The sequence below is a fragment of the Arthrobacter sp. K410C genome, from assembly GCF_059090105.1.
Map to the genome: position 1 here is coordinate 65,843 of NZ_JBNHFJ010000011.1, position 22,684 is coordinate 88,526.

Sequence of the window (22,684 nt, forward strand, 5' to 3'; positions counted from 1 at the left end):
TGGCAGGGGTCCTTTTTGTGTCTAGCGGTTGAGCCTGCCTTGTTGGTCCGGCAGGCTTAACCCCTGGTGTGTTAGTTGACCTGGTTGATGATGGTCTCGGCCACTTCGCGCATGCTCAGGCGGCGGTCCATGGAGGTCTTCTGGATCCAGCGGAAGGCCTCCGGCTCCGTCAGGCCCATCTTGGTGGTGAGGAGGCTCTTGGCGCGCTCCACGAGCTTGCGGGTGGCGAACTGCTCCTGCAGGTCCGAAACTTCGCTTTCGAGGGCCTTGATTTCCTCGTGGCGGGAGAGTGCAATCTCCAGTGCCGGGATGAGGTCGGCCGGGGTGAAGGGCTTCACCACGTAGGCCATGGCGCCGGCGTCGCGGGCCCGCTCCACGAGTTCCTTTTGGCTGAAGGCGGTCAGAAGTACCACGGGGGCGATCCGGGCCTTCACAATCTTCTCGGCTGCGGAGATGCCGTCCATCACAGGCATCTTGACGTCCATCAGGACCAGGTCCGGCTTGAGTTCCTCAGCGAGCTGGACGGCCTTCTCGCCGTTGTCCGCCTCGCCCACGACGTCGTAACCTTCGCCCCGCAGGATCTCAATGATGTCGAGGCGGATGAGGGTCTCATCCTCCGCAACAATGACGCGGCGCGCCGGCTGGGACGTGGGCTTGGACTCCGTCTGTTCAGTCACGGGATCTCCTTGAAAAGGTACGGCGGGACATCACTATCTTAGGTGCCACCGCGGCTGTACTTGGCTTGCATGGTCATCCGCGGCGTCGGCGGCGCGATTCTGGAATTCAGCCTATCTGCATGTAGAGTAATTCCGCGTACGTGAAGCGATCGCGTTGCTCACAGTCAGCTGTGGGCGTACCTTGTTGCTCAACGTATTCCGCGCCCGAGTGGCGGAATTGGCAGACGCGCCGCACTCAAAATGCGGTATCGAAAGGTGTGTGGGTTCGAGTCCCACCTCGGGCACAGTGTTTCCGCAGGTCAGAGGACTGTTGAGCGGTCAGGTGTGTACAAAACCACCAAAAGTGTGTACACGAGCGTACCGTTTTTCGTATGGCAAGCATCGCTACTCGCACCAAAAAGGACGGTTCCAAGTCCTACATGGTGCGCTGGCGGGATCCGAAGACCCGCGCTTCACAGGGCCTCACAGTAGCCAGCCTCACTGAAGCAGAGACGCTCAAGCGTCTGCTGGACGCCAACGGCCAGTCGTTCGAGATTGCGCAGCATGCCATCCTGTCCAACGAGAAGCGCACACCGACCGTGGCTGAGGTCATTCAGGAACACATCGACTTGCTGATCCGCCCATCCAGCGGAACCACCAAGACCTACCAGACCATGCTGGACTTGCATATCCGGAACATCATCGGTCACGTACCCGTGGACAAACTCGATTACCGTTTGATCGCCCACTGGGTGAAGTCGATGATGGCCAGGGGCAAGGCGCCGAAAACCATCCACAACGTGCACGGCCTGATCTCGGCTGCTATGAACACCGCGGAGATGCTCGGGTACATTTCCCGCAATCCCTGCCGCGGCGTGCAGCTTCCAAGAATTGAAAAGGCCGAGGACGAGGCAATGTTCCTGACGCACGCCGAGTTCAGCCTCATCATGGAGGGGATGGGGGAGCGGTACAAGGCTTTCACCAACTTCCTGGTCATGACAGGTACCCGCTTTGGGGAGGCCACTGCCTTGACCGTGGCCGACGTCGACCTGCTCTCCAAACCGCCCGCGGCCCGGATCAACAAGGCCTGGAAACGGGACGGCCAGAACCAGTTCTACATTGGGGCGACGAAGACAGGTGCCGGTAAGCGGACCATAGGGCTGAACCCCGCCCTGGTGGAGCTGTTGATTCCGTTGGTGGCAAGCAAGTCAGGAAAGGAACTCGTGTTCACGACCCCCAAGGGCGACCGAATTATCCACAAACTGTACTGGCACCACTACTGGGTGCCTGCCGTTCGCACCGCCCAGGCAATTGGCCTGACCAAGAACCCCCGCATCCACGACCTCCGCCACACCCACGCGTCCTGGCTGATCCAGGACGGGGTGCCCTTGTTCACCATCTCGCGCCGGCTCGGGCACGCCTCTACACGGACTACAGAGCAGGTGTACGGGCACTTGATGCCGGAGGCGCTTCAGGCTGGCGCTGACGCTACGGAACGCTCGATTACGGCTTTCCTACGGTGATGACGATGGTTCCCAGCCTGGTGGCTTAGTGATGTCCGGCCCCTGTGGGCGTTTGCCTGGATTAGCGCTTCGGGTCATGTCCACTGGTCCCCGGGAGGCCATGAAAGTGGAAAGTAACGCCTTCCTTTTGGAGATCCCGTGGAAATCGAATTCTTTGAACCCGCAGAAGCTGCCGCGCTGATGCGCTGCACAGAGTCATGGCTGCGCGACGGCGCCACCAGCGGACGCTTCCCCCACGCATGTTGGGGAAAGGGAAAGATCATTTTCACTTCCGAGCACATCCTGGAAATCGCGAAGCTGAGTGAGATCCTTCCCGCCAGCAGTGGTTCCACCTTTTCCGGAAGTGGCCCCGTGACGAAGGAAAGGCTCATCGGCACTCGGTCCAAAGCCAGACTGGCTGCGGCGGGTTGAGTAAGCGTGACATTTCCGTGAGAGCCATGGCTTGAACAGTTGAGGCAACCAGTGGCACCCGAAGGGACTTCCGCCGAGTAATAATGGCGCGGACGTGTGGCAGGCACCACGGACTCGGTTACCTGCGGCAGATGGTGGCCGAAGCTAGCGTGGAACAACGCCCTATAACCAGAAGGACCATGAAGACCACCTGTTCTCCCGCCAAAGTCCTGACCGCTGTAACCGCAATGATGCTGGCTGGGTCATTAGCAGGTTGTGACCCCGCAGCCAACGCTTTCGAGATCATAGAGGCTGCTCCAGACGTCGCCGCCGAGGCGCCGATCCCTGCGGGTGACGCTGCCAAGGCCCTTGTACAACTGGAGAGCATTCCGGTGAAGGGTCGAGCGCCGAAGACTGGCTATACCCGGGATGAGTTTGGACCGGCCTGGGCGGACACGGACCGCAACGGCTGCGACACCCGCAACGACATCCTCGCCCGCGATATGACGAACGAGATGTTCAAGCAAGGCACGAACAACTGTGTGGTCATGACAGGAACCCTGGCCGATAAGTACACCGGCGCCACGATTACCTTCATGCGCGGCCAGGACACCAGCTCCGATGTTCAGATCGACCACATCGTCGCTCTCAGCGATGCCTGACAGAAGGGCGCACAGCAGCTCAATGGCGACCAGCGCAAGGAACTCGCCAACGACCCGCTGAATCTCGTGGCCGCCGACGGCCCCACCAACGGTGCCAAAGGTGACAAAGATGCAGCAACGTGGCTTCCACCGAACAAAGCTTTCCGGTGCGAGTACGTCGCCCGCCAAACTGCCGTAAAGGCCAAATACAGCCTCTGGGTCACCCAGGCTGAGCGTGACGCGATCATCAGTATCCTCAAGGGCTGCAGATAGTTTTCACCCTGCAGGACGATCCGCTTGGCTTGGGGAATCCAATGGTCCTCATCGCCGTGATGGCCTTCATCGTTTCCTTCGCAGCGTACCTGCCCTACTGCAGGCCGCGGCGGGAAGGGTCGCTGTGTTTGTCCTGTTGTCCAGAACGGCAGAAAATTAACAATTCCGGGACAACATTTTCCTGACCTTAACAATTGTTAAGATGCAGAGGTTCGGGGGGGTCCGAGAGCTAGCACACTGCCGGGCGTCACCCGTGCGCAGAGTATTTGAAGATGTTGGGTAGGGTTTTCTGGTCGGTGCCAGTCGCCGGGTTTTGCGCTATATGAACGGACTATCTTGACACTTTCGATCTCGGATCCAGGTCAACTCACTCAGAAGCAGCTAGAGAGCACGTTGTGGTCGGCTGCAAACGCCCTGCGAGGACCGGTGGATCCCGGGGACTACAAGGCCTATGTCTTCCCGGTGATGTTCTTCAAATGGATCAGTGACAGCTGGGATCATGAACATACACAAGCTGTCGAGGACTTCGGTGACGCCTTGACGGACGAGATCGAGGCCGACTACCACACCTTCGTTATTCCAGATGGCTGCCACTGGACGGACGTCATCGAAACCACCCACCAGACAGGCGTGAAACTGGACAACGCCCTTCAGCGTATCCAGCAGGCTAACCCGGACGCGCTGGCGGGGGTTTTCGGTGATGTGCAGTGGGCCAATCAGGACCGCCTGCCACAGTCGGCCTTGGCTGCACTACTGAATACCTTCCACTCCGTGCGGCTGGATCCGGACAGTGTCAACGGTGACATGCTCGGCTCCGCGTACGAATACTTACTCCGGGAGTTCGCCGAAGCATCCGGCAAGAAGGCAGGCGAATTCTTCACGCCACGCCACGTGGTCCATCTCCTCGTGAAGATTCTGGATCCGCAGCCCGGGGACACAATCGCGGACCCGGCCTGCGGATCGGGTGGCATGCTCGTCGAGACTGTCACCGCGGTGAAGGAGCACGGTGGCGATCCCCGCACCCTGCGCCTGCATGGTCAAGAGATCAACCTGACCACCAGCGCCATTGCGAAGATGAACCTGTACCTGCACGGACTCAAGGAGTTCAAGGTTGTTCGCGGCGACACGTTCCGCGAACCGAAACTCCTGGATGGCGACGCGTTGCAGAAGTTCGACGTCGTGATCGCCAACCCGCCATTCTCTCTCCAGAACTGGGGTGCTGAAGGCTGGGCCAGTGACCCATACGGTCGTGTAATCTGCGGCGTTCCACCGGCCAAGAACGGTGACTTCGCCTGGATCCAGCACATGATCGCGACAATGAATGACGACACCGGTCGGGTCGGTGTCGTCATGCCACTCGGGGTCCTGTTCCGGAGCGGTAAAGAGGGCGCAATCCGCGAATGCCTGATCCGCAAGGACTTGCTGGAAGCTGTCATTGGCCTACCCAATAACTTGTTCTACTCCACGTCCATTCCGGTCTGCCTCCTGATCTTCCGCAAGCGAAAACCTGCTGAGCGTGAGAACAAAGTCCTCTTCATCGACGCTTCTAAGCGGTTCGTCAGCGGCAAGAACCAGAACACGATGTCCGAGGACGACATCACTGTCGTTGACGCTGCCTACAAACGGGGCACGGACGCGGATGGCGACTGCGGCCTGAACGTGAAACTTGTAGGCATGGACGACATCGAAGAAAACGGCTTCGACCTCAACGTGGGCAGGTACGTCAAGTCGGAGACCCGCGGCGAAGTTGACGTTGAGGAAGCTCTTATCGCATACCAAGAAGCCCGGGAGCAGCTCGCTGCAAATGAAGCAATTCTGATTGAACGACTCAAAGCGGCTGGGTTATTAGGAGGGGCACATTGAGTTTCACCCTTTTGCCGCTTAGGAATGTTTTACGGTTAGAGCTCAGACCCGTAGCTGTAGAGCCGCACGAGGAATACCCCATTATCGGGGTACTTAATCGTGGCAGGGGCGTTCTTACTCGAGATGCGGTAACCACCGACACTACGAAGTATAAGCAGTTGAATCGGGTGAGAGAAGGGACGGTCATATACAGCAAACTCAAGGCATTTGAGGGAGCCATAACCGTCGTGCCCCCGACACCAGAGCCCGTGCACGTTTCTCCGGAGTTTCCAACCTTTGCGTGCCTGAATAATATCGAGCCAGCGTACATGAAGCTCATCACGCAACAACCATCGTTGTGGGAAGAAATGTCCTTGCTGTCCAAAGGCCTCGGGGGACGCAGGGAGCGCATCAGTCCTGACGATTTCCTTTCGCTTTCGATTCTGTTGCCCTCAATTGCTGAGCAGCGCCGGATTATTGGCCTTATCCAGACACTCGATGACTCAATCGATGCCGCCACGCTCTCGGTTCAGTCGATGTCGAACGCATATAGTTCGGTGACGAAATCCCTTATAAGTCTTGACGGCGCAGTCAGATCGATTGCCGAGGTCGTAGCGGTCGCCAAGGCGGGCGGCACCCCCTCACGAACAGATGCCTCAAACTTCGGCGGGGAGATACCGTGGTTGAAGTCAGGCGAGGTGGCCCACCACCGCCTCAGGGACACGGAGGAGTGCATTTCCGCAAGAGGGCTAAAAGCTTCATCAGCTTGGCTGGCGCCTGCTGGAGCCGTCGTAGTGGCTATGTATGGTGCCACGGCTGCGCAAGTGGGCATGCTGGCCACGCCAATGGCAATGAACCAAGCAGTGCTTGCGCTTGTGGCTGACGAATCAATAGTCAGCGGGAGATTTCTCTTCCATCTGCTCCGGGGCTTTGAAAAAGAACTAAAAAAACAGGCTATGGGGGCGGCGCAGGCCAACCTCTCAAAAAGCCTGATCATGGGGCAGCGGTTTCAGATTCCTCCCCTTGATGTGCAATCCCATTGGGCGGTGCTTCTGGACTCCTTCCTTGAGGCAATCGACTCCGCCAAATCTCACGAACAAGCGCTTCGCACCCTTCGCTCGCAACTGCTTTCAGCGCTTCTATCTGGTTCACATAGAATTCCAGAGACGTATGACGAACTAATGGGGGCGTAAGTTCATGGCGGGGTTCAATGAGGCAAACTCGGTGCAGCAGCCGATTCTGGACTTACTGGTTGCTGCTGGTTGGAAGCACATTTCGGGCTACCAACTGGACAGGCACACTGAGGACGTGCTGCTTGAGGGCGACCTCGAGACGGCCCTTGCGCGCCTGAACCCTGCTATGGCCGGTTCGCCTGAACGCGCCGCCGAGCTACTAACCCCACTGCGGAGTCTGATGCTATCGGCTCGAGAAGACGGGCTGGTCCCTAGTAATCAGCACTTCCTGGAGTGGCTGCGCGGCCAGAAGACAAACCGCTTCCAAGGCCGGGACGGTTTCGACCCGGTCCAGCTGATCGACTTCGCCAACCCCGCCAACAACATCCTCGTCGTCTCCGATGAGGTCACGTTCGGGACGCCAGGGCACTCATGTCGGTTCGACTTGGTGCTGTGGGTCAACGGCATTCCCGTTGTGGTCATCGAAACGAAGACGCGCTTGGACGCCCGCGTCAGTTGGCTAAAAGCCGCCCACGACATTCACGCCTTTTATGAACCGGGCTGGCCCGAATTTTTTGTGCCCAATGCGCTTTCTGTGGCCACCGACGGCAAAGACTTCCATTACGGAGCCGTTGGCCAGGACGTCGAATCGTGGGGCGTCTGGGGCAACACTGGAGAGGACTTCCTCCCTGCCGGCTGGCTCCGGGTAAAACGCAGTGTCGAACTGTTGCTGAACCCTGCCACCGTTCTGTCGGTGATCGCCGACTTCACCGCGTTCGAGCTGAAAGGCCGCCACTCCGGCGCACCCCGGCTATACAAGATCGTGCCACGGTATCCGCAGGTAGAGGCCGTCCGGGCTATTCACGCCCGGGCCCTGCATGGCACCAAACGCCAGGGGCTGATCCACCACACGCAGGGCTCCGGCAAGACTCTGGCAATGTTGTTCACGGCCGTGAAGCTGGTCAACGAGCCGAAGCTGAGGAACCCGTCCATCATCATGATCGCCGACCGGATCCAGTTGGTCACCCAGATGTACCGGCAGTTCCTTCGCGCCAGCATGCCCGCCCTGGAGGCGCCGGAAACCGCAGCGGAGCTTCGCCGCATCCTTGCCGAAGATCGGCGTGGCATCATTTTCACGACCGTGCACAAGTTCAAGAACGCCGGCGTTCTGAACTCGAGGGACAACATCATCGTCCTCGTGGACGAGGCGCACCGCACCCAAGAAGGCCAGCTGGGCAAATTCCTTCGTGCGGCCTTTCCCAACGCCCGCTTCTTCGGGTTCACGGGTACACCCATCGCCGACTCTGACCGCAACACCTACGAATTGTTCGGCGACCCCGATGACCCGAACCATTCGATGAACACCTACGACTCGGACCGGTCTATCGCCGACGGCACAACGGTACCCATGCATGTCTCACCACGTCTTGTGGATTTCCATATTCGTAAAGTCGACTTGGACAAGGCCTTCGATGAGCTCGCCGCCGAGGAAGGGCTCACCGAAGAGGAGCAGGAATACGTCGCCGCTAAGGCCACCGACACCCGCACCTTTTTCGCCAATCCGGAACGGGTCCAAAAAGTCTGCGCCGACATCATTTCCCACTTCTACTCCACGATCGACCCTCTGGGCATGAAGGCCCAAGTAGTCGTCTATGACCGCGGCCTCTGCGTTGCTTACCACCAGGAACTGACCCGGCAGCTGCAGGAACGCGGCCAGATCGGAGCAAATTCCGAGGGAGTCGTCGACGAGGCCGCCGTTGTCATGTCCGTCCAGCCGAAGGACGATTCGGACTGGCAGCAGTATCGGTTGAGCGACGATAAGGAAGAAGCTCTGCTGAACCGGTTCCGGCAGCTCGGGGACCAATTGAAGTTCCTCATCGTTACTTCCAAGCTCGGCACTGGGTTCGACGCTCCTATCGAAGGTGTCATGTACCTGGACAAGCCCATGAAGCTGCACACGCTGTATCAAACGATCACCCGGACGAACCGGAACTGGAAGAACCTCGTGACCGGGCAGGAAAAGCGCTACGGTCTTATCGTCGATTACGTCGGCCTGGGGGACGGGTTCGCCCGAGCCATGGCCCCAGCCAACCCCGAGCATGCTCGCAAAGAGATCGAAACCGGTTCACTTCTGGAGCAGTTCGAGATCGAGATCGCCAACGTCCTGGACAGAATCGCCGGAATCGACAGGACCGCCAGTGGCTTCGAAGCCCTTCAAGCCGCGCATGACCGTCTACCGGACGATAAGGCAATGGAGCGCTTTGCAGCGCAGTACGGGATGCTGCAGGGTATCTGGGAGGCTGCCTATCCGGATCTGCGGCTGGAGGCCCACCGGGACGACTATAGGTGGCTCTCCAAGGTGTACGCCTCCGTAGCCCCGGTCGACGACACGCGTGACCTGCTCTGGCACCGCCTTGGGGCAAAAACCTTGGAGCTTGTCCACGGCCACATCGGTGAAGTCACTGTGAGCGATACCGGGGTGGACGTTGTTATCGCCGACGAAGGCACCATCAAGCGGCTCATCGAAGCTGGCGTTATTGACCCTGGGGCTGGGACGGGCGAATCCCAGGTTACGACCGCCGCGGAAGTGGTAGACAATATCGCGTCCAGGCTTCGCAAGCGCCTAGCCGGGGACAACGGCAGCCACCGCATCTACAAGACTCTCTCAGAACGACTTGAAAGGCTGCGGGAGCGGCAGTTGGCCAAGGCCCACGACTCGGTTGATTTCCTGCGCGACTTACTCGATTTGGCGCGTGATCTGGCCGCGGCTGAGAAGGCGGAGGACGAGTCAGGAGTCGAAGGCCTCGACCTTCTCCCTGACGTCAATGTCGGTGCTCTCACTCAGATCTTCGAGGAGTACAAGCCCGAGGGTGTGCCGGTGATCGTCGGGAAAGTCGTTGCCGACATCGATGCGATCGTGAAGGAAGTCCGATGGGACGGGTGGAATAACACCAAGGAAGGCGATAAAGCTGTCCGCATCGCCATTCGCAAAGTACTTGTCAGGTACGGGCTTCCTGCGTCCGGGGAGCTCTTCGACCGTGCTTATGCCTATGTCTCCGAAAACTATTGATTCAACTTCGTGCCGATGATTTTGGGGGCGAATTTCTACGTTCGCAGGCTCCCCCAAGCAACAACTGAGAGGTACCAACTGTATGTCGACCCGGAAGGTTGCAACTGATGTCAAACGACTACCGACCGATTACATAGGCGATGTTGGAGAGCTGAAGATCGCCCTTAAATTTGTTGAAATGGGGTGTAGCGTCAACTCCTTAACGGGTTCAGATTACGGCCTCGACCTGCACATTCAGTTGCCCGAGCGAGCAATTATTGCCAAGAATCAGAATGCGTCATGGGCAATGTCCGGGCGCACCGCTCATCTGCAGGTTAAACACAGTACGAGCGAGAATGACCCAAGCATCAAAATCCCCACCCTCCGTTCGTGGGTAACTGGTTCACGCACGGGCGTGCCGACCTTTCTAATTTGTCTGTATGGAGAGCAAGCGCGATACGCCGCCCCATGGCACTTCGTCGATAAACTCAAGGAAGCGGAGTCTGACGAAACACTGAAAGCTTCAAAAAGCTTCAGCAAAAACATCACCTTGGATCTAAATGAAGCCGCTTTTCCGCACCTCCTGCAGCTGTGGACCAAGTACCCTGGATTGATGCTGAAGGCGAAGGTTGACTCTTGGCGGCTAGATTTCGATTTCGACGAGCGCTTCAAGGCCCTAATAGCAGAGCTATGTTATGCCTGGGCAATGGACCATCGACTTCCCAATGATGCTGACACTACTGCTGCCAATAGGCTCATGGAATTAGGAAGGCTCGCGGCTCCTCTTGTTGATCGGGGTGGAGACCCTCAGAATTTCAGCGAGGAACTCTTGGCTCATGTTGAGGACGGGCGTGAAGAGATCCGCAAGTCGTATGAACGACAACTCACGGAATTCCTGGCTGCCAACGACGATAACTATAAGAAAGTTGAAGAGCCTGCGTATGGCAGCCCGGATGCACCAAGCGTCCAAGAGCTAGCAATCGAAAGAAAGCGGCTAACAAACGCCACGCAAAATAGTCCTTGGCCGGCGCCCATGTATAGGCACGTGTATGCCACTTCCACTTCCATGCTTGGGGCTCAGGACGAGGTTCTGGAGCTAATCGCTGAGCTTGCCAACTACCGAACCGTACTCATGGAACTGGCTCCGGCGAACCACGAGAGCGGCGAGATGGGCGTGGCTGAAAGATCAGGTACGTGATCCTTGAAGCCGGATCCCTGTACCGGACTTGCAGCACATTGCAAGGTTACTGATGGGTTAGATTTACCTAATGGCTACACGCACCGTGATTGAACTGATTGATGACCTCGACGGATCCGAGGCGACCGAGACCCTTCGTTTCGCCCTTGACGGTAGCGAGTACGAAATTGACCTTGGTGGACAGAATGCCGAAGAGTTGCGCACCCGCTTTGTTGACGCTGGCCGCAAGACGAGCGTGACTAAGCAGGCCTCCGCGGTCCGTCGCTTCCCACCTGCTTTCGACACAAAGGCTGTCCCTGCCTGGGCAGCAGAGAACGGCATCGAGGTTAACGCCCGCGGACGCATCAAGGACGACGTCGTACAGGGCTACCTGGCCAGCTTGAGCTAACTGGCCTACGAGCTTTATGGGCAGCATCTGTAATTGATTGTTCAGAGTCTCCGGCCCCTACGGTGGCCACGGCCTTCCCGCCAGCCGGGCAGGAGCTCGTTCAGCTTTTTCTCCTTGGCCGGGTCAAGCCTTCCGGCGCGGTAATCGATGCGCTGCACGTGCAGCCAGATCCCTAGAGTCCGTTCGTGCTGATCGTCGGTCTTGGCGTGCCTTGGCCAGTCGCCGCCGGCGGCCCGGAGTTCCTGTAGCTCCTCCTGCCGCTGCTGCCACCGTGCATCGTCCTCTTCCGTGCGCGTGGAAGGACTGTCCCAGCCGGGGATGACGGCCAGAGCGTCCCGATAAGTGGCGGAGAGGGTGCCGGCCGCTGACTCCTGCCGACGCCTGTGCAGCCACACCCCGAGCGCCCGTTCCCGAGGCGTCTTCCCGCCGGTGCTGGGCAGCCTGCCTTCGTCCTGGTGGAAGGCGATGACGTCGGCAAGGTTTCGCAGGCCCGGCTTGGGTGTCCGCTTGGCTGGGGCGGCCAGCGCTGCCTGGTGCTCGGCTAGGAGGCCAGGGTCTGCCTTTTTTGCGGCCAGCAGATGATAGCGGATAGTGCTTGCTGGAGCGTCCACTAGTTCGGCGATCCTAGACGCCGGAAGGCCCCGCCGGTACATCTCCACCCACTCGGCACACGGTGCCGGCTGCCAAGCTGGCCTCATTAGCGCCGTGTGCCTCCTGCTGGAGGCGCCGCGCGGCGCAGCTCGGCGATGCGCAGCCGCAGGAAGGTGATGACCAAGATCAGGACGTAGATCGCTAGGACGGTCAGCGCGGCCATGACGATGAAGTACAGCACGGCGAGAATGCCGAAGCTTGGAGCTAGATTCACGAATTACCCCCAAGTAGTTGTCTCTCGAGCCTACGCGAGCCCTCAGTACTCCTGCGGCAGGGTGTATTGAGTGCTCGGACGCAGGAACCTTCAATGTCTGGACCAGCAAGGCTGCGATCTGTCTGGCATCTGTTGATCTGTCCGGTCATGGCCAGCTCGGCGGGCTTCCCTTGATACCTTCAATACCAGTGCGGCGAGGTCTTCTTCCTCACCTACCTGGAAGCGCCGGACCGCTTCGACGCGATGACACAGGTGGGCCGGCACCCCTGACTTCCCTCGCAGCCGTTTTCTGCCGGTGACATTGGGCCGCGGGATTGGACCAAGTCCACCATAGGAGCAGGCCAAGTGGGCGCCAACTCTTCACGCGATTCCCAGTAGGCATAGGCTATGGGAAGAAGGCAGGAGTCATCATGCGCACCAAGCGCCCCGCCATCGGCTTGAAGAAGCGCGCCGGGTCATCATCCAGGAATGGTTCAAGAACGCCTACCCCTCCTTTCCTAACTGGACGGTCCCAGTCATGAATGAAGTGACCCGCAAAGATACGGGAGCCAGCTTTGGAACCCGTGAGCAGGCGTTCTGGGACCGGCATGGAGGAATCTCCGCCACACCCCAGGACCTCGCCCGAATTTCGGCCTCGAACGCCGCCGCCAAGATGCTCATGGACTCCTCGGCTTATACGGCCTCCAAGGTTGCGGAGCTTCTGGGACTGTCCGCCTCCACGGTCCGTCACTACAGGTCAGACAGGAAGCTGTACTCCTATCTGGTCAATGGCAAACTTCTGTTCCCGACATGGCAGTTTACCGAGAAGGGCAGCAAGGTGATCCCGGCCCTGAAGGAGATCCTCAAGACCCTTCCGGAGGATCTCCATCCGCAGTCGGTGGCCGGATTCTTCCTGACACCGCAACCGGACCTGGTCCTGCACGGCGAACCGGCCTCGGCAAAGGAATGGCTGGGAGCCGGAGGCTCCGCCCGCGCCGTCATTGATCTCGCTGAAGGACTGGCGGCCGGCTACTGATGGCTGCAATTAGCTATGGAGGACCGTGAGCTCAAGGACGAGGACGGCCAGGAACCGAAGGGCTGGGAAGAATGATCTCCTTTGAACAAGCCAGAGCAATCGCCTACGAGACTGTAGGGCCCACCTGGGAGGTCGGGAACTGCGGCGCGTACACGGTCGCCGGGTACGGCTATGAGGACGATGCCGCCTGGCTCCTGATCGATGGCGGAAGCAGGCTCGTCATCGATCAGGACTACAGCTGCGATCCGGTCGGGCGCGGCAGCACGTTCGTGGACAAGCGGACCGGGGAGATTTTCTCCCTCACCTACCTGGAGGCGCCGGACCGCTTCGACGCGATGACACCGGTGGGCCAGCACCCGTAAGGGGCCTCAGGCGCCTGGTTCCGCTTCCTGTTGGCGCTGCTTGCCGCGCCGTCGGCCTGTCCTCCATTCCGGTAGTGCCTCCGCCGCACCCCGCCTCGTTGTCGCCACGGGACCCACCCTGCCATCGGCGATGACCGGGCCAGTGCCCCCTGAACTAGGAGAGCCGGAATTCGGCCCAGAGCGGGTAGTGGTCGGAGATCCGCCAGGAGATTTCGTTCCTGGTCAGCCCTGTCATCACGTGCGGGATGAAGTCGAAGGACCCGGCCTGCTGGTTGTAGGTGATTCCGTCCAAAAGCGGGGTGCCGTCGGGTTCGGAGAACCAGGCGATCTGGTCGTAGAAGTGGTTGGCACCGTCGTCGTCGAAGATGGTGCGCGGCACGGTGTTCAGTTCTGTCGGCGGCCACAGTCCGGTGGCGACGAACGCTTCGTAGAGCGGGTCCCCGATGCGGTCCAGGTTGAAGTCGCCCAGGACCATCAGGTTGTGGTTCCAGTCGTTGCGCCGGTCCGCCCAGGTGCGCATCCATTGCGCGAAGGCGGTGACCTCGGGGAGCCGCTCGGCGGCATTCTTTCCCCACAGCACATGCACCGACGCGAGGGTGAACTCTGTCCCGTCCCGGCTGAACCCGGCGAAGTACGGGGTGCGGGCGAACTGCCGGGCAGGATCGTCCCCGATGGGCGGCAGGACAATCTCCCCGACCAGACCGGAAGGCTGAACCCGGTCCGAGTCGTACAGGAAGGCGAGCCGTTCCCCGTTGCCGGCGGAGCCTTCGGTGACGTCGGAGGCGATGACCCGCCAGGCCGGCCCCAGCCGCTCGAGCAGGAACCGGAGCGCCCTGGTGCTGCGCCGGGCCTCCTGCAGGGCGATGACGTCGAAGCGGGAGATGACCTCGGCGATGCACGCCACCGCGTGCCAATCTCTTTTGGGGGAGTCCCGTGGCCCGGCAGCCCACTTGGCGGTGATGTCGCCGAAGGCCCGGACGTTCCAGGTGGCGACCAGCAGGTTGGTGTCCGTCCTGGCCGGGATAGTCGCGTTGAGGGCCTTGGAGAGCCTGTCCAGGTCCTGGGTGACAGCAGCCGGAATGGTGGTCATGGCTCCATCGAATCATGCTGGCCACGCTGGTCCTTGTCAATCCAGCGGCAAGTCGTGCCAGGCCTCAAGTGGATCTGCTGCCGGTTCCAGAGGCGGCCCATGACTTGGCCCTCGTTCAAAAACGCTTGACGTGACGCAGCTCATAGTTCTAGGGTTTATTTAGTTGTAAATAAAGGAGCAAAGCAATGGCGCGGTTCCACGGTAATGCCGACTTTAGCCGATCTGCGGTCCTGGCCCATCTAGGTGCTTCCGGCAGCGCGTCCCGAGCTGACCTGGCGCGGGCCCTGAATATCTCACCAGCGCTTATGACCCAGCTCATCAAAGATCTCATCGCCGACGGCCTCATCAAGGAACTGGCGATGTCGCCCTCCAGCGGAGGCCGGCCGGCCCGGATGCTTGGCCTGACCACCGCCTCCGGCCGTGTGGTCGGCATGAAAGTCGCGAAAGACCACATCGCATTTGTGGAAACGGAGCTCAGCGGGCAAGTGGTGCGCTCCGAGAACCGGGCATTTGATCCGTCCGCGGTCATGTTTCTTTCAGACCTGGTCGCACTGGTGCGGTCCTTCCTTGATCCGAGTAACGGAATTCCCTTGCTTGGGATAGGCGTCGGTGTTCCAGGCTCGGTGGATGCCCAGGGCAGCGGTGTCGTTGATTCCAGCCTGCTCGGCTGGCGGCAGGTGCCGCTGGGCGTACTGCTCAGTCGGGAAATCGGCGTCCCAGTCCTCGTTGAAAACAACGTCAACGCCCTCACGATCGCCGAACGGCTCTACGGCCCGGGGCGCGAGCACTCAGATTTCCTTGTCGTAACGATAGGGGAAGGCGTCGGCGCCGGATTCGTTACAGGCGGTGTGGTTGTGCGGGGCGGCCGCGGGGGTGCCGGCGAAATCGGGCATATCACCGCTGACAGTGATGGTCCTTTGTGCACCTGCGGTAACCACGGGTGCATTGAAGCGCTGATTGGTGAGGATGCTCTTGTTGCCCAGGCCCGCCGCTCCGGGGTCATTTCGTCAACGGCAGCCATGGCCGACCTGCAGGAGCGGGCCGATGCCGGCGACCCTCTGGCCCGGAACATTTTCCACGGGGCAGGGGAGCGCTTCGGGCGGGTCGTTGCCGGACTGGTTCAGGTTCTGGATCCGGAGATCGTGATCGTCAGCGGCGAAGGAACCAAGGCCTGGAGCTATTGGGCCCCGGGATTCGAACGCTCCCTTCGAACCGCCCTGACCGCTGACCGCCGGAGCGTTCCCGTGATTGTGGAGTCCTGGGAGGACGAGGCGTGGTCCCGCGGAGCGGCTGCACTGGTTGCGTCAGCTCCCTTCTACGCCGACGAGAGCTCGGGCGAGCAGGGCCGCCGGGTCCGCGCCAGACTGACCGGGGCCACGCCTGAGGCTGTGGGCGCGTGACTGTCCTTCAAGATTCCAGGACCGGCAGTGCCGGTTCCGGCGGCGCCACGAAGCGGCCTCCGGGAAAACGCCGGGCTTCCCGCGCCTCCCGGCTGAAGTATGCACTGACCGTAGCAGCGTTTCTTCTTCCGAGCGCTCTGCCGCTCCTTTTCTTCACCATCGCCCCCATGTTCTCCGCGCTCTGGATCAGCCTGCATCAGTGGAACCTTATCGGCCAGATGAAGTGGGTGGGACTGGATAACTACGCCAAGCTCGCCGCCGATCCCGGCACGCAAGGGGCCTTCTGGCACACGCTCTACTACATAGGCGGGTACCTGCCCCTGGTGTACGTCGGTGGCCTCGTTCTGGCACTGGCCCTCAATGCACGGATCAGAGGCCGCAGCGTGCTGAGGGGCCTCTACTTTCTCCCTGTGGTGACCAGTTGGATTGTCGTTGCCCTCGTCTGGCGGTGGCTGCTGAACCCGGGCACCGGCATCGTGAACTGGCTGCTCGGGCTGATGGGCATAGCGGGACCCGGGTGGTGGACCGACCCGTCATGGTCCATGCCCTCGATCATCCTTGCCTCCGCCTGGAAAGACATCGGCTTCGTCATGGTGATTCTGCTTGCCGGGCTGCAAGCCGTCCCGGAAGACCTGCATGAGGCTGCGACCGTCGACGGTGCCGGACGGTGGCGGCGGCTGTTCAGCATCACGCTGCCGATGCTTTCCCCTTCAACCTTCTTCGTCATCGTCCTGTCACTGATCAACGGATTCCAGGTCTTTGACCAGGTCTACGCCATGACGGGAGGGGGACCCAACAATTCGTCCCAGGTCGTGGTGCAGCAGATCTACGACCTCACATTCAGGTACGGCAAGGCAGGCGAGGCGTCGGCACTGTCATGGCTGCTGTTCCTTTTCATCCTGGCCATCACGCTGGTTCAGGTGCGCGGCCAGAAGAAATGGGTCCACTATGCGTAACCGCCCCTCGATCGCACTGAACATCATCGTAGCGGCCGGCGCCCTGGTGATGATCTTCCCTTTCCTGTGGGCCTTTGTAACTTCCATCAGCCCCGGGGCCGGCCTTTCCGCCACACCGCAGCTGATTCCGGAGAATGCCTCATTGTCAGCCTACGAGGAGCTGTTCAACAGGCTGCCGTTCGCCCAGATCGTCCTCAACAGCCTGATGCTGGCGTTCCTCACGACGTTGTTCCAGCTCGTGACCAGCTCCCTGGCTGCCTACGTTTTTTCGCGGATGCCCTTCAAAGGAAGGAACACGGTATTTGCCGTGTATCTGGCCACCATGATGGTCCCGCTCCAGGTTCTTGTTGTCCCACTGTTTGTCCAGATGAAAAACCTGGGCCTTATCGACAGCTATCTCGGCGTGCTGCTGCCGGGCGTTGCCAGTGCTTTCGGGGTCTTTCTCCTGCGCCAGGCGATGAACTCCGTCCCGCCGGAGCTGGATCAGGCCGCGACCCTGGACGGCGCGGGCCACTTCAGGATCTTTGGGCTCATCATCCTGCCTTTGGTACGGCCGGCCCTGGCCACCTTGACAGTCTTTGCGTTCCTGAACAGCTGGAACAGCTTCCTCTGGCCTCTGATCATCCTGCGCAGCCCCGAGGTCAAGACACTGCCGGTGGCCCTGGCGGGACTGCAGGGCCAGTACACAACCCAATGGGACATCGTCATGGCGGGATCCGTCATCAGCATCCTGCCCATGCTCGCCCTGTACATCTTCACCCAGAAATACATCATCCAGGGGGTGGCAGGAGCCGGCCTCAAATAGGCCGGGGCGTTTCTCACTTCCCAACCCATGAACCAGAACCATAAACCACCACTATGAATGGAGCGACTCAATGAACACGAAACCATTGGCTGCGCTAAGTGCAGCTGCCGCCCTGGTCCTGACGGTCGCCGCCTGCACTCCGGCCGCCCAGTCCACTCCGAATGGCACTGAGAAGGTGACCATCAAGTACTCGAACTTCATCGCCAACGGCGGCCATGAAGAGGATCTGGACACCATTGTCGAGGCTTTCCATCAGGCAAACCCCAACATCACCGTGGAAGTGACGACCCTTCCGTACAAGGACTACGCCACTGCGCTCCAGACTGACCTGGCCGCCGGAACGGAGGCGGACACCTTCGACATTGAGTACTCGAACCTGCGCTCCTACGTGAACAGCGGGGCGATCGCCGAACTCGAGGGGGTGGACGGATCCGCGTACAGGCAGTCGCTGCTGGAGTCATACGCATCGGACGGAAAGCAGTACGCTCTGCCCAGTTCGTTCTCCAACGTCGTCCTCTACTACAACAAGGACCTCTTCGACGCAGCAGGGGTCGCCTACCCTACAGCAGAGTGGACCTGGGCCGATGAGGAAGCGGCCGCAAAGAAGATCACGAACATCACCCCCGGGGTCTTCGGAAACTTCCAGAACGTGTCCTTCTACGAGTTCTACAAGGCCCTGGAACAGACAGGGGGCAAGTTCCTGAATGAGGATGGCAAATCCGTAGCGTTCAACTCGCCCGAAGGAATCAGGGCTGCGGAATGGCTGGCAGGTAAGAGCGGGACAACCATGCCGACCCCCGCGGACGGGGCCGGCACTCCGGACTTCGACACGAAGCTCTTCAAGGACGGCAAGCTCGGCATGCTTCACAGCGGCATCTGGGTGGCAAGCGGACTGACCGAAGCTCCTGCCAACTGGGACATCGTTGTCGAGCCGGGAGACACCCAGAAGGCAAGTGCCACGTTCTCCAACGCCATCGCCGTTTCTGCCAATTCCAAGAACAAGGACGCAGCCCAGAAGTGGGCCGAATTCATGACGAGTTCCGATGTTGCGGCCCAGACCCGGATCAGCTCCTCCTGGGAGCTTCCTCCGACCTCGGATGAGTCCGTTCTTAACGAGTACCTTGCCCAGGATAAGCCGGCAAACCGGGAGGCCGTCTTTGAAGCCCTGGAGGACATCGTGCTTCCGCCCGTCATCGGCGACAACCAGCAGGAAATGGTCGACATCATCACCAATGCGCTCGGCGAAGTCGAAGCGAAGCGATCCAGCGCCGCGGACGCCCTGAAGATCGCCGAGGAGAAGGTAAACGCCCTGCTGAAGTAGGAGTCATTTCTCAACCGGAAGGGCGTGTCGGTGTACCTCCGCCGCGCCCTTCCGGTCCCCGCTCACCTCGTGAAAGAGAACCCAATGACCGTCGAAGCAGGATTACCCTCAAAGACAACGGACAAAGCTGCTGCTGAGATCCGGAGAATCATTCAGAGCAGCGTCTCGCTCATCCTTGAGCAGCAGGCACCCACCGGCGCGTATCCCGCCGCACCGGGCTTCTCCGCGTATGCCGGCTACTGCTGGTTCCGCGACGGCTCATACATCGCTGATGCCATGTCCGCTGCGGGGGAAATCGAATCCGCCGAACGGTTCTTCGACTGGTGCTCCGCCGTGCTGACCTCCCGCTCTGTCATGATCCGGCACGCGATCGACGAAACCCGGGCCGGCCGGGCCCCGGCCAACGAGAAGATGTTGCCCACCCGCTTCACCTTCGACGGGGCGGACGGCGCCGATGACTGGTGGGACTTCCAGCTCGACGGATACGGCACCTGGCTTTGGGCCCTTGCTGTGCACCACGCCCGCCACGGCCGACCCCTGGACAACTGGAGGGAGGCCGCTGCCCTCACCGTTGACTACCTTGCCAGCTCCTGGGGGCGCCCCTGCTACGACTGGTGGGAAGAGTTTTCCGAGCATACCCACGTCAGCACGCTCGGCTGCATCGCCGCCGGACTGGACAGCATCGCCAGGACGGGCCAGCTCGAGAAGAAACACTCGTTTCTGGCCGTCGCCACCTCGAGCCAAATCCGCCAGCGCGTCGAAAACGAGGGCATCAAAAACAAGCACCTGACCAAATGGCTGGGAACGGAGGCCGTGGACGCCAGCCTGCTGGCACTCATAGCCCCGATGGGCTTCGTGGATCCGGCCACTTCCACCGGAAAGGCGACCATCGCGGCGGTCGAAGCCGAACTCAGTGTCAACAACGGCGTCCACCGCTACCGGGGAGACACCTACTACGGGGGCGGGCAATGGCCCTTGCTCAGCTGCTTCCTTGGCCTGGCGCATCTCGCTGCCGGCGACCCAGCCAGGGCCCATGAACTCCTGGAATGGGCGGCCGCCACAGCCGGCCCCAACGACGAGCTCCCGGAACAGGTCCAACACCACCTTCTTGACCCGGCGCACCTTCAACCATGGAATGAGCGCTGGGGCCTCTCCGCCACTCCGCTCCTGTGGAGCCATGCCATGTTTATCCGCCTCGCGGGGGCACTTGGCATCCCCTGCAGCACTGACCCGTCACCAGCGAAAGAGAGTGCTCAATGATCCGGCACAAGCCATTCGGCTCGGGACATCCCTATGCCGCTGACACCGACCAGCGCAGCCCGGCCCATCCCGTCGCCGGCGAACCCGTCACGCTGGGCGTACGCACGTCCCCGGAACTGACTGAAGTGACCTGCGAACTCCAGGTCACGGGGCCCGAAGGCAGTGTCACGGAGACCTCCCATGCCCTGGCCCGCGTACCAGCCGCGTCCCGCGGACAGGTCATCGACGGAGGCCATCTGGCCTCCGCCCAGGCCAAGATCGCCCGCGCGGCCAGCGGCTGGCAGCTAACCCTTGATCAGGCCCGGGAAGGACGGAACTACCGATACCGCTTCACCGCGCTGACTGCGGCCGGTGAAACCGAAAAGACCCGCTGGTTCAGCTACACCGCCGCCACCTGGTCACCGGCCAGGGACGCCGTCGCCGTGACGGGAAAGAACCGCGTGATCGGCGACAGCGTGGAGGTCCTGCACGATGGTGTCCGGCCCCTGCGGGTTCGCTTCGCGCTGCCCCTGGCGCCTACCGAACGGGTCACCGGATTCGGCGAACGCTTCGACGCCCTCGACCACCGGGGCAGCGTATTGGACGCCGTGGTCTTCGAACAGTACAAAAACCAGGGCGCAAACCGGAAAACCTACCTGCCGATGCCCTTCGCCCACGTAGTCGGCGGGGACGGCTGGGGATTCCACCTCGACACCTCCCGCCGCACTTGGTACGACATCGGCGCCTCCGACGAAAACCTACTCCTTGTTGAAGCCGAAGTCGGCCCTGAACCCGTCCGCGAAGACGCCCTCCTGAGCTTGAGCTTCTTCGAAGGAACACCCACGGAGGTGCTTCGGTCCTTCCTCTCCGTCGCCGGCCGGCCCAAGGAGCTGCCGTCCTGGGTCTTTAAACTCTGGGCCAGCGGCAACGAATGGAACACCCAGGCAGAAGTTATGCGGCAGATGGAGAAGCACCACGAAACCGGAATCCCTGTCGGCACGGTTGTCATTGAAGCGTGGAGCGACGAAGCCACCTTCACTGCCTTCCGCGACGCCGAATACACACCAAACTCCGATGGCTCGCCGCACCGGCTTAGTGACTTCACGTTCCCCGAGACGGGCGCCTGGCCCGACCCCAAGGCTATGGTCGAGGACCTGCACGACCGCGACATCCGGGTTGTCTTGTGGCAGATACCGCTCATCAAAATGCGCCCCCACCCGCAAGGGCAAGCACGGCACGACGCAGAAGCTGCGGTGCGGGAAGGACGGGTCATCCAGGAGGAGGCCCCGGACGGCAGCCTGCGGCCCTACCGCAACAGGGGATGGTGGTTCCCCCTGGGGCTCATGCCGGACCTGACTGACCCGGAAGCCGCCCGCTGGTGGACCGAAAAGCGACGCTACCTGGTCGAGGAGCTTGGCATCGACGGATTCAAAACCGACGGCGGCGAACACGCCTGGGGCGAGGACCTGCGCTACCTCAATGGAAGGCGCGGAGACGAAGGAAACAACCTGTTCCCGGTCGCATACGCCAAAGCCTATGGTGATCTTCTTGAGTCCGCGGGCAAAGCCCCCGTCACCTTCAGCCGGGCAGGATTCACCGGATCCCAGGCACACGGTGCCTTCTGGGCAGGAGATGAAAACTCCACCTGGGACGCGTTCCGCTGGTCCCTGCACGCCGGACTATCAGCATCGGCCTGCGGCATCCTGTACTGGGGCTGGGACCTCGCGGGATTCTCCGGCGACGTCCCCACCTCAGAGCTGTACCTTCGGTCGGCAGCGGCTGCGGTGTTCGTGCCCATCATGCAGTACCACTCCGAGTTCAACCATCACCGGAAACCCTCCAGGGACCGCACGCCGTGGAACATCCAGGAACGAAGCAGTGACGACACCGTCGTGCCCGTATTCCGTGAACTGGTCGAACTACGCGAACGCCTCATTCCCTACCTGTCAGAGCAATCCCGCAGGACCATCGCCACAGGGGCGCCTCTCATGCGTCCCCTGTACTTCGACCACGGTGAAGATGAAGAGGTGTGGAAGCACCCGCTGCAATGGATGCTCGGGGAAAACCTCCTGGTCGCCCCGGTCACCGAGGAGAACGTGCGCACGTGGACGGCCTACCTCCCCGGCGGGGACTGGGTTGATGCCTGGACAGGGGAGGCATACGGTGGCCAGCAGGCCGTGGAAGTACCAGCACCGATGAACCGGGTTCCGGCGTTCGTGCGGGCGGAAGCCTGGGACGAGATGAAAGAGATCTTCGGGCCAACGGCGTAAGTCTTCGGACGCATACGAGCCACACCCCGGTCATCTTTAACCACGGCCTTGCCTGAGCCGCAGTCTGTGACGTCGCGCAGGAGTTTTGCCGGTGAGTACGCGGCCGCGGCGCCTTGGCCTGAAGTGGCGGTAGGCCACCGGGCCAGGGGGAGCTGCAGCTGAGCCCCACAGTGACGACCCACTCCTTCGCCTCGGAAGCCGGAGGATAACGAATACCGCCATGCCCACC

Annotated in this window: 20 protein-coding genes, 1 tRNA gene and 1 pseudogene; 18 read left to right on the plus strand and 4 right to left on the minus strand. The window is 60.9% G+C overall.

The genetic code is table 11. The features are described from left to right. Positions 1–71: 71 nt before the first annotated feature. Positions 72–677, minus strand: coding sequence for an ANTAR domain-containing response regulator (locus AC5RU7_RS15400; RefSeq protein WP_009358190.1), 606 nt, complete (start codon positions 675–677; stop codon positions 72–74). A 202-nt stretch (positions 678–879) separates the two neighbouring features. Here AC5RU7_RS15400 and AC5RU7_RS15405 point away from each other — a divergent pair. The 10 genes and pseudogenes from AC5RU7_RS15405 (at position 880) to AC5RU7_RS15450 (ending at position 11,132) form a co-directional block, all read left to right on the plus strand. Beyond that, positions 880–961, plus strand: a tRNA-Leu gene (locus tag AC5RU7_RS15405). Between the two features lie 87 nt (positions 962–1,048). After that, positions 1,049–2,179, plus strand: a complete 1,131-nt coding sequence (locus AC5RU7_RS15410) for a tyrosine-type recombinase/integrase (protein WP_494052960.1) — start codon at positions 1,049–1,051, stop codon at positions 2,177–2,179. 138 nt (positions 2,180–2,317) lie between these two features. Then, a complete protein-coding gene (locus AC5RU7_RS15415) occupies positions 2,318–2,590 on the plus strand; it encodes a hypothetical protein (protein ID WP_494052961.1) in 273 nt (90 codons plus the stop codon). 179 nt (positions 2,591–2,769) lie between these two features. Beyond that, a complete protein-coding gene (locus AC5RU7_RS15420; RefSeq protein WP_494052962.1) occupies positions 2,770–3,231 on the plus strand; it encodes a hypothetical protein in 462 nt (153 codons plus the stop codon). 15 nt (positions 3,232–3,246) lie between these two features. After that, positions 3,247–3,483 (plus strand): annotated as a pseudogene (locus tag AC5RU7_RS15425) (HNH endonuclease family protein); the annotation flags it as partial. A gap of 393 nt (positions 3,484–3,876) precedes the next feature. Continuing rightward, entirely contained in the window at positions 3,877–5,346 is a 1,470-nt protein-coding gene (locus tag AC5RU7_RS15430; protein WP_494053011.1) for a type I restriction-modification system subunit M, read from the plus strand. Then, complete coding sequence (locus tag AC5RU7_RS15435) at positions 5,343–6,518, plus strand: restriction endonuclease subunit S (RefSeq protein ID WP_494052963.1); 1,176 nt, start codon at positions 5,343–5,345, stop codon at positions 6,516–6,518. Before AC5RU7_RS15430 ends, AC5RU7_RS15435 begins: the two co-directional genes overlap by 4 nt. Before the next feature lie 4 nt (positions 6,519–6,522). Next, positions 6,523–9,567, plus strand: a complete 3,045-nt coding sequence (locus AC5RU7_RS15440) for a type I restriction endonuclease subunit R (protein ID WP_494052964.1) — start codon at positions 6,523–6,525, stop codon at positions 9,565–9,567. Between the two features lie 82 nt (positions 9,568–9,649). Then, the gene (locus AC5RU7_RS15445) at positions 9,650–10,744 is read left to right on the plus strand and encodes a DUF4365 domain-containing protein (protein ID WP_494052965.1); all 1,095 of its coding nucleotides are present in this window, start codon (positions 9,650–9,652) and stop codon (positions 10,742–10,744) included. A gap of 70 nt (positions 10,745–10,814) precedes the next feature. Continuing rightward, complete coding sequence (locus AC5RU7_RS15450) at positions 10,815–11,132, plus strand: histone-like nucleoid-structuring protein Lsr2 (RefSeq protein WP_494052966.1); 318 nt, start codon at positions 10,815–10,817, stop codon at positions 11,130–11,132. Between the two features lie 41 nt (positions 11,133–11,173). Here AC5RU7_RS15450 and AC5RU7_RS15455 read toward each other — a convergent pair whose 3' ends face one another. Next, on the minus strand, positions 11,174–11,743 hold the full coding sequence (locus AC5RU7_RS15455; protein ID WP_494052967.1) for a helicase associated domain-containing protein: 570 nt from the start codon (positions 11,741–11,743) through the stop codon (positions 11,174–11,176). Positions 11,744–11,829: 86 nt separating this feature from the next. Continuing rightward, positions 11,830–11,997 carry a hypothetical protein gene (locus tag AC5RU7_RS15460; RefSeq protein ID WP_494052968.1) on the minus strand — a complete coding sequence of 56 codons (168 nt, stop codon included), beginning with the start codon at positions 11,995–11,997 and terminating at the stop codon, positions 11,830–11,832. 517 nt (positions 11,998–12,514) lie between these two features. Here AC5RU7_RS15460 and AC5RU7_RS15465 point away from each other — a divergent pair. Continuing rightward, on the plus strand, positions 12,515–13,012 hold the full coding sequence (locus AC5RU7_RS15465; protein WP_494052969.1) for a helix-turn-helix domain-containing protein: 498 nt from the start codon (positions 12,515–12,517) through the stop codon (positions 13,010–13,012). A 71-nt stretch (positions 13,013–13,083) separates the two neighbouring features. Further along, on the plus strand, positions 13,084–13,374 hold the full coding sequence (locus AC5RU7_RS15470; RefSeq protein ID WP_494052970.1) for a hypothetical protein: 291 nt from the start codon (positions 13,084–13,086) through the stop codon (positions 13,372–13,374). A 154-nt stretch (positions 13,375–13,528) separates the two neighbouring features. Here the strand turns inward: AC5RU7_RS15470 and AC5RU7_RS15475 are convergent, their stop codons facing one another. Then, complete coding sequence (locus AC5RU7_RS15475; RefSeq protein WP_494052971.1) at positions 13,529–14,464, minus strand: endonuclease/exonuclease/phosphatase family protein; 936 nt, start codon at positions 14,462–14,464, stop codon at positions 13,529–13,531. 185 nt (positions 14,465–14,649) lie between these two features. Here AC5RU7_RS15475 and AC5RU7_RS15480 point away from each other — a divergent pair, with 185 nt between their 5' ends. The 6 genes from AC5RU7_RS15480 to AC5RU7_RS15505 all read left to right on the plus strand — a co-directional run bounded on the left by AC5RU7_RS15480 (position 14,650) and on the right by AC5RU7_RS15505 (position 22,455). Further along, complete coding sequence (locus AC5RU7_RS15480; protein WP_494052972.1) at positions 14,650–15,864, plus strand: ROK family protein; 1,215 nt, start codon at positions 14,650–14,652, stop codon at positions 15,862–15,864. Between the two features lie 167 nt (positions 15,865–16,031). Beyond that, complete coding sequence (locus AC5RU7_RS15485) at positions 16,032–16,820, plus strand: carbohydrate ABC transporter permease (protein ID WP_494052973.1); 789 nt, start codon at positions 16,032–16,034, stop codon at positions 16,818–16,820. Further along, positions 16,813–17,625: a carbohydrate ABC transporter permease gene (locus AC5RU7_RS15490; protein ID WP_494052974.1), complete on the plus strand. Its 813-nt coding sequence runs from the start codon at positions 16,813–16,815 to the stop codon at positions 17,623–17,625. The genes AC5RU7_RS15485 and AC5RU7_RS15490 overlap by 8 nt, the downstream gene beginning before the upstream one ends. Positions 17,626–17,695: 70 nt before the next feature. Next, on the plus strand, positions 17,696–18,946 hold the full coding sequence (locus AC5RU7_RS15495) for an ABC transporter substrate-binding protein (protein ID WP_494052975.1): 1,251 nt from the start codon (positions 17,696–17,698) through the stop codon (positions 18,944–18,946). Between the two features lie 84 nt (positions 18,947–19,030). Further along, positions 19,031–20,206 carry a glycoside hydrolase family 15 protein gene (locus AC5RU7_RS15500; protein ID WP_494052976.1) on the plus strand — a complete coding sequence of 392 codons (1,176 nt, stop codon included), beginning with the start codon at positions 19,031–19,033 and terminating at the stop codon, positions 20,204–20,206. Then, positions 20,203–22,455, plus strand: coding sequence for a glycoside hydrolase family 31 protein (locus tag AC5RU7_RS15505; protein ID WP_494052977.1), 2,253 nt, complete (start codon positions 20,203–20,205; stop codon positions 22,453–22,455). Before AC5RU7_RS15500 ends, AC5RU7_RS15505 begins: the two co-directional genes overlap by 4 nt. Positions 22,456–22,684: the final 229 nt, after the last annotated feature.

Coding starts and splice junctions, on each gene's coding strand:
- AC5RU7_RS15420 (WP_494052962.1), top strand. CDS start 2,770: ATGAAGACCACCTGTTCTCCCGCCAAAGTCCTGACCGCTGTAACCGCA.
- AC5RU7_RS15500 (WP_494052976.1), top strand. CDS start 19,031: ATGACCGTCGAAGCAGGATTACCCTCAAAGACAACGGACAAAGCTGCT.
- AC5RU7_RS15440 (WP_494052964.1), top strand. CDS start 6,523: ATGGCGGGGTTCAATGAGGCAAACTCGGTGCAGCAGCCGATTCTGGAC.
- AC5RU7_RS15475 (WP_494052971.1), bottom strand. CDS start 14,464: ATGACCACCATTCCGGCTGCTGTCACCCAGGACCTGGACAGGCTCTCC.
- AC5RU7_RS15490 (WP_494052974.1), top strand. CDS start 16,813: ATGCGTAACCGCCCCTCGATCGCACTGAACATCATCGTAGCGGCCGGC.
- AC5RU7_RS15465 (WP_494052969.1), top strand. CDS start 12,515: ATGAATGAAGTGACCCGCAAAGATACGGGAGCCAGCTTTGGAACCCGT.
- AC5RU7_RS15495 (WP_494052975.1), top strand. CDS start 17,696: ATGAACACGAAACCATTGGCTGCGCTAAGTGCAGCTGCCGCCCTGGTC.
- AC5RU7_RS15445 (WP_494052965.1), top strand. CDS start 9,650: ATGTCGACCCGGAAGGTTGCAACTGATGTCAAACGACTACCGACCGAT.
- AC5RU7_RS15505 (WP_494052977.1), top strand. CDS start 20,203: ATGATCCGGCACAAGCCATTCGGCTCGGGACATCCCTATGCCGCTGAC.
- AC5RU7_RS15410 (WP_494052960.1), top strand. CDS start 1,049: ATGGCAAGCATCGCTACTCGCACCAAAAAGGACGGTTCCAAGTCCTAC.
- AC5RU7_RS15485 (WP_494052973.1), top strand. CDS start 16,032: ATGTTCTCCGCGCTCTGGATCAGCCTGCATCAGTGGAACCTTATCGGC.
- AC5RU7_RS15480 (WP_494052972.1), top strand. CDS start 14,650: ATGGCGCGGTTCCACGGTAATGCCGACTTTAGCCGATCTGCGGTCCTG.
- AC5RU7_RS15450 (WP_494052966.1), top strand. CDS start 10,815: ATGGCTACACGCACCGTGATTGAACTGATTGATGACCTCGACGGATCC.
- AC5RU7_RS15470 (WP_494052970.1), top strand. CDS start 13,084: ATGATCTCCTTTGAACAAGCCAGAGCAATCGCCTACGAGACTGTAGGG.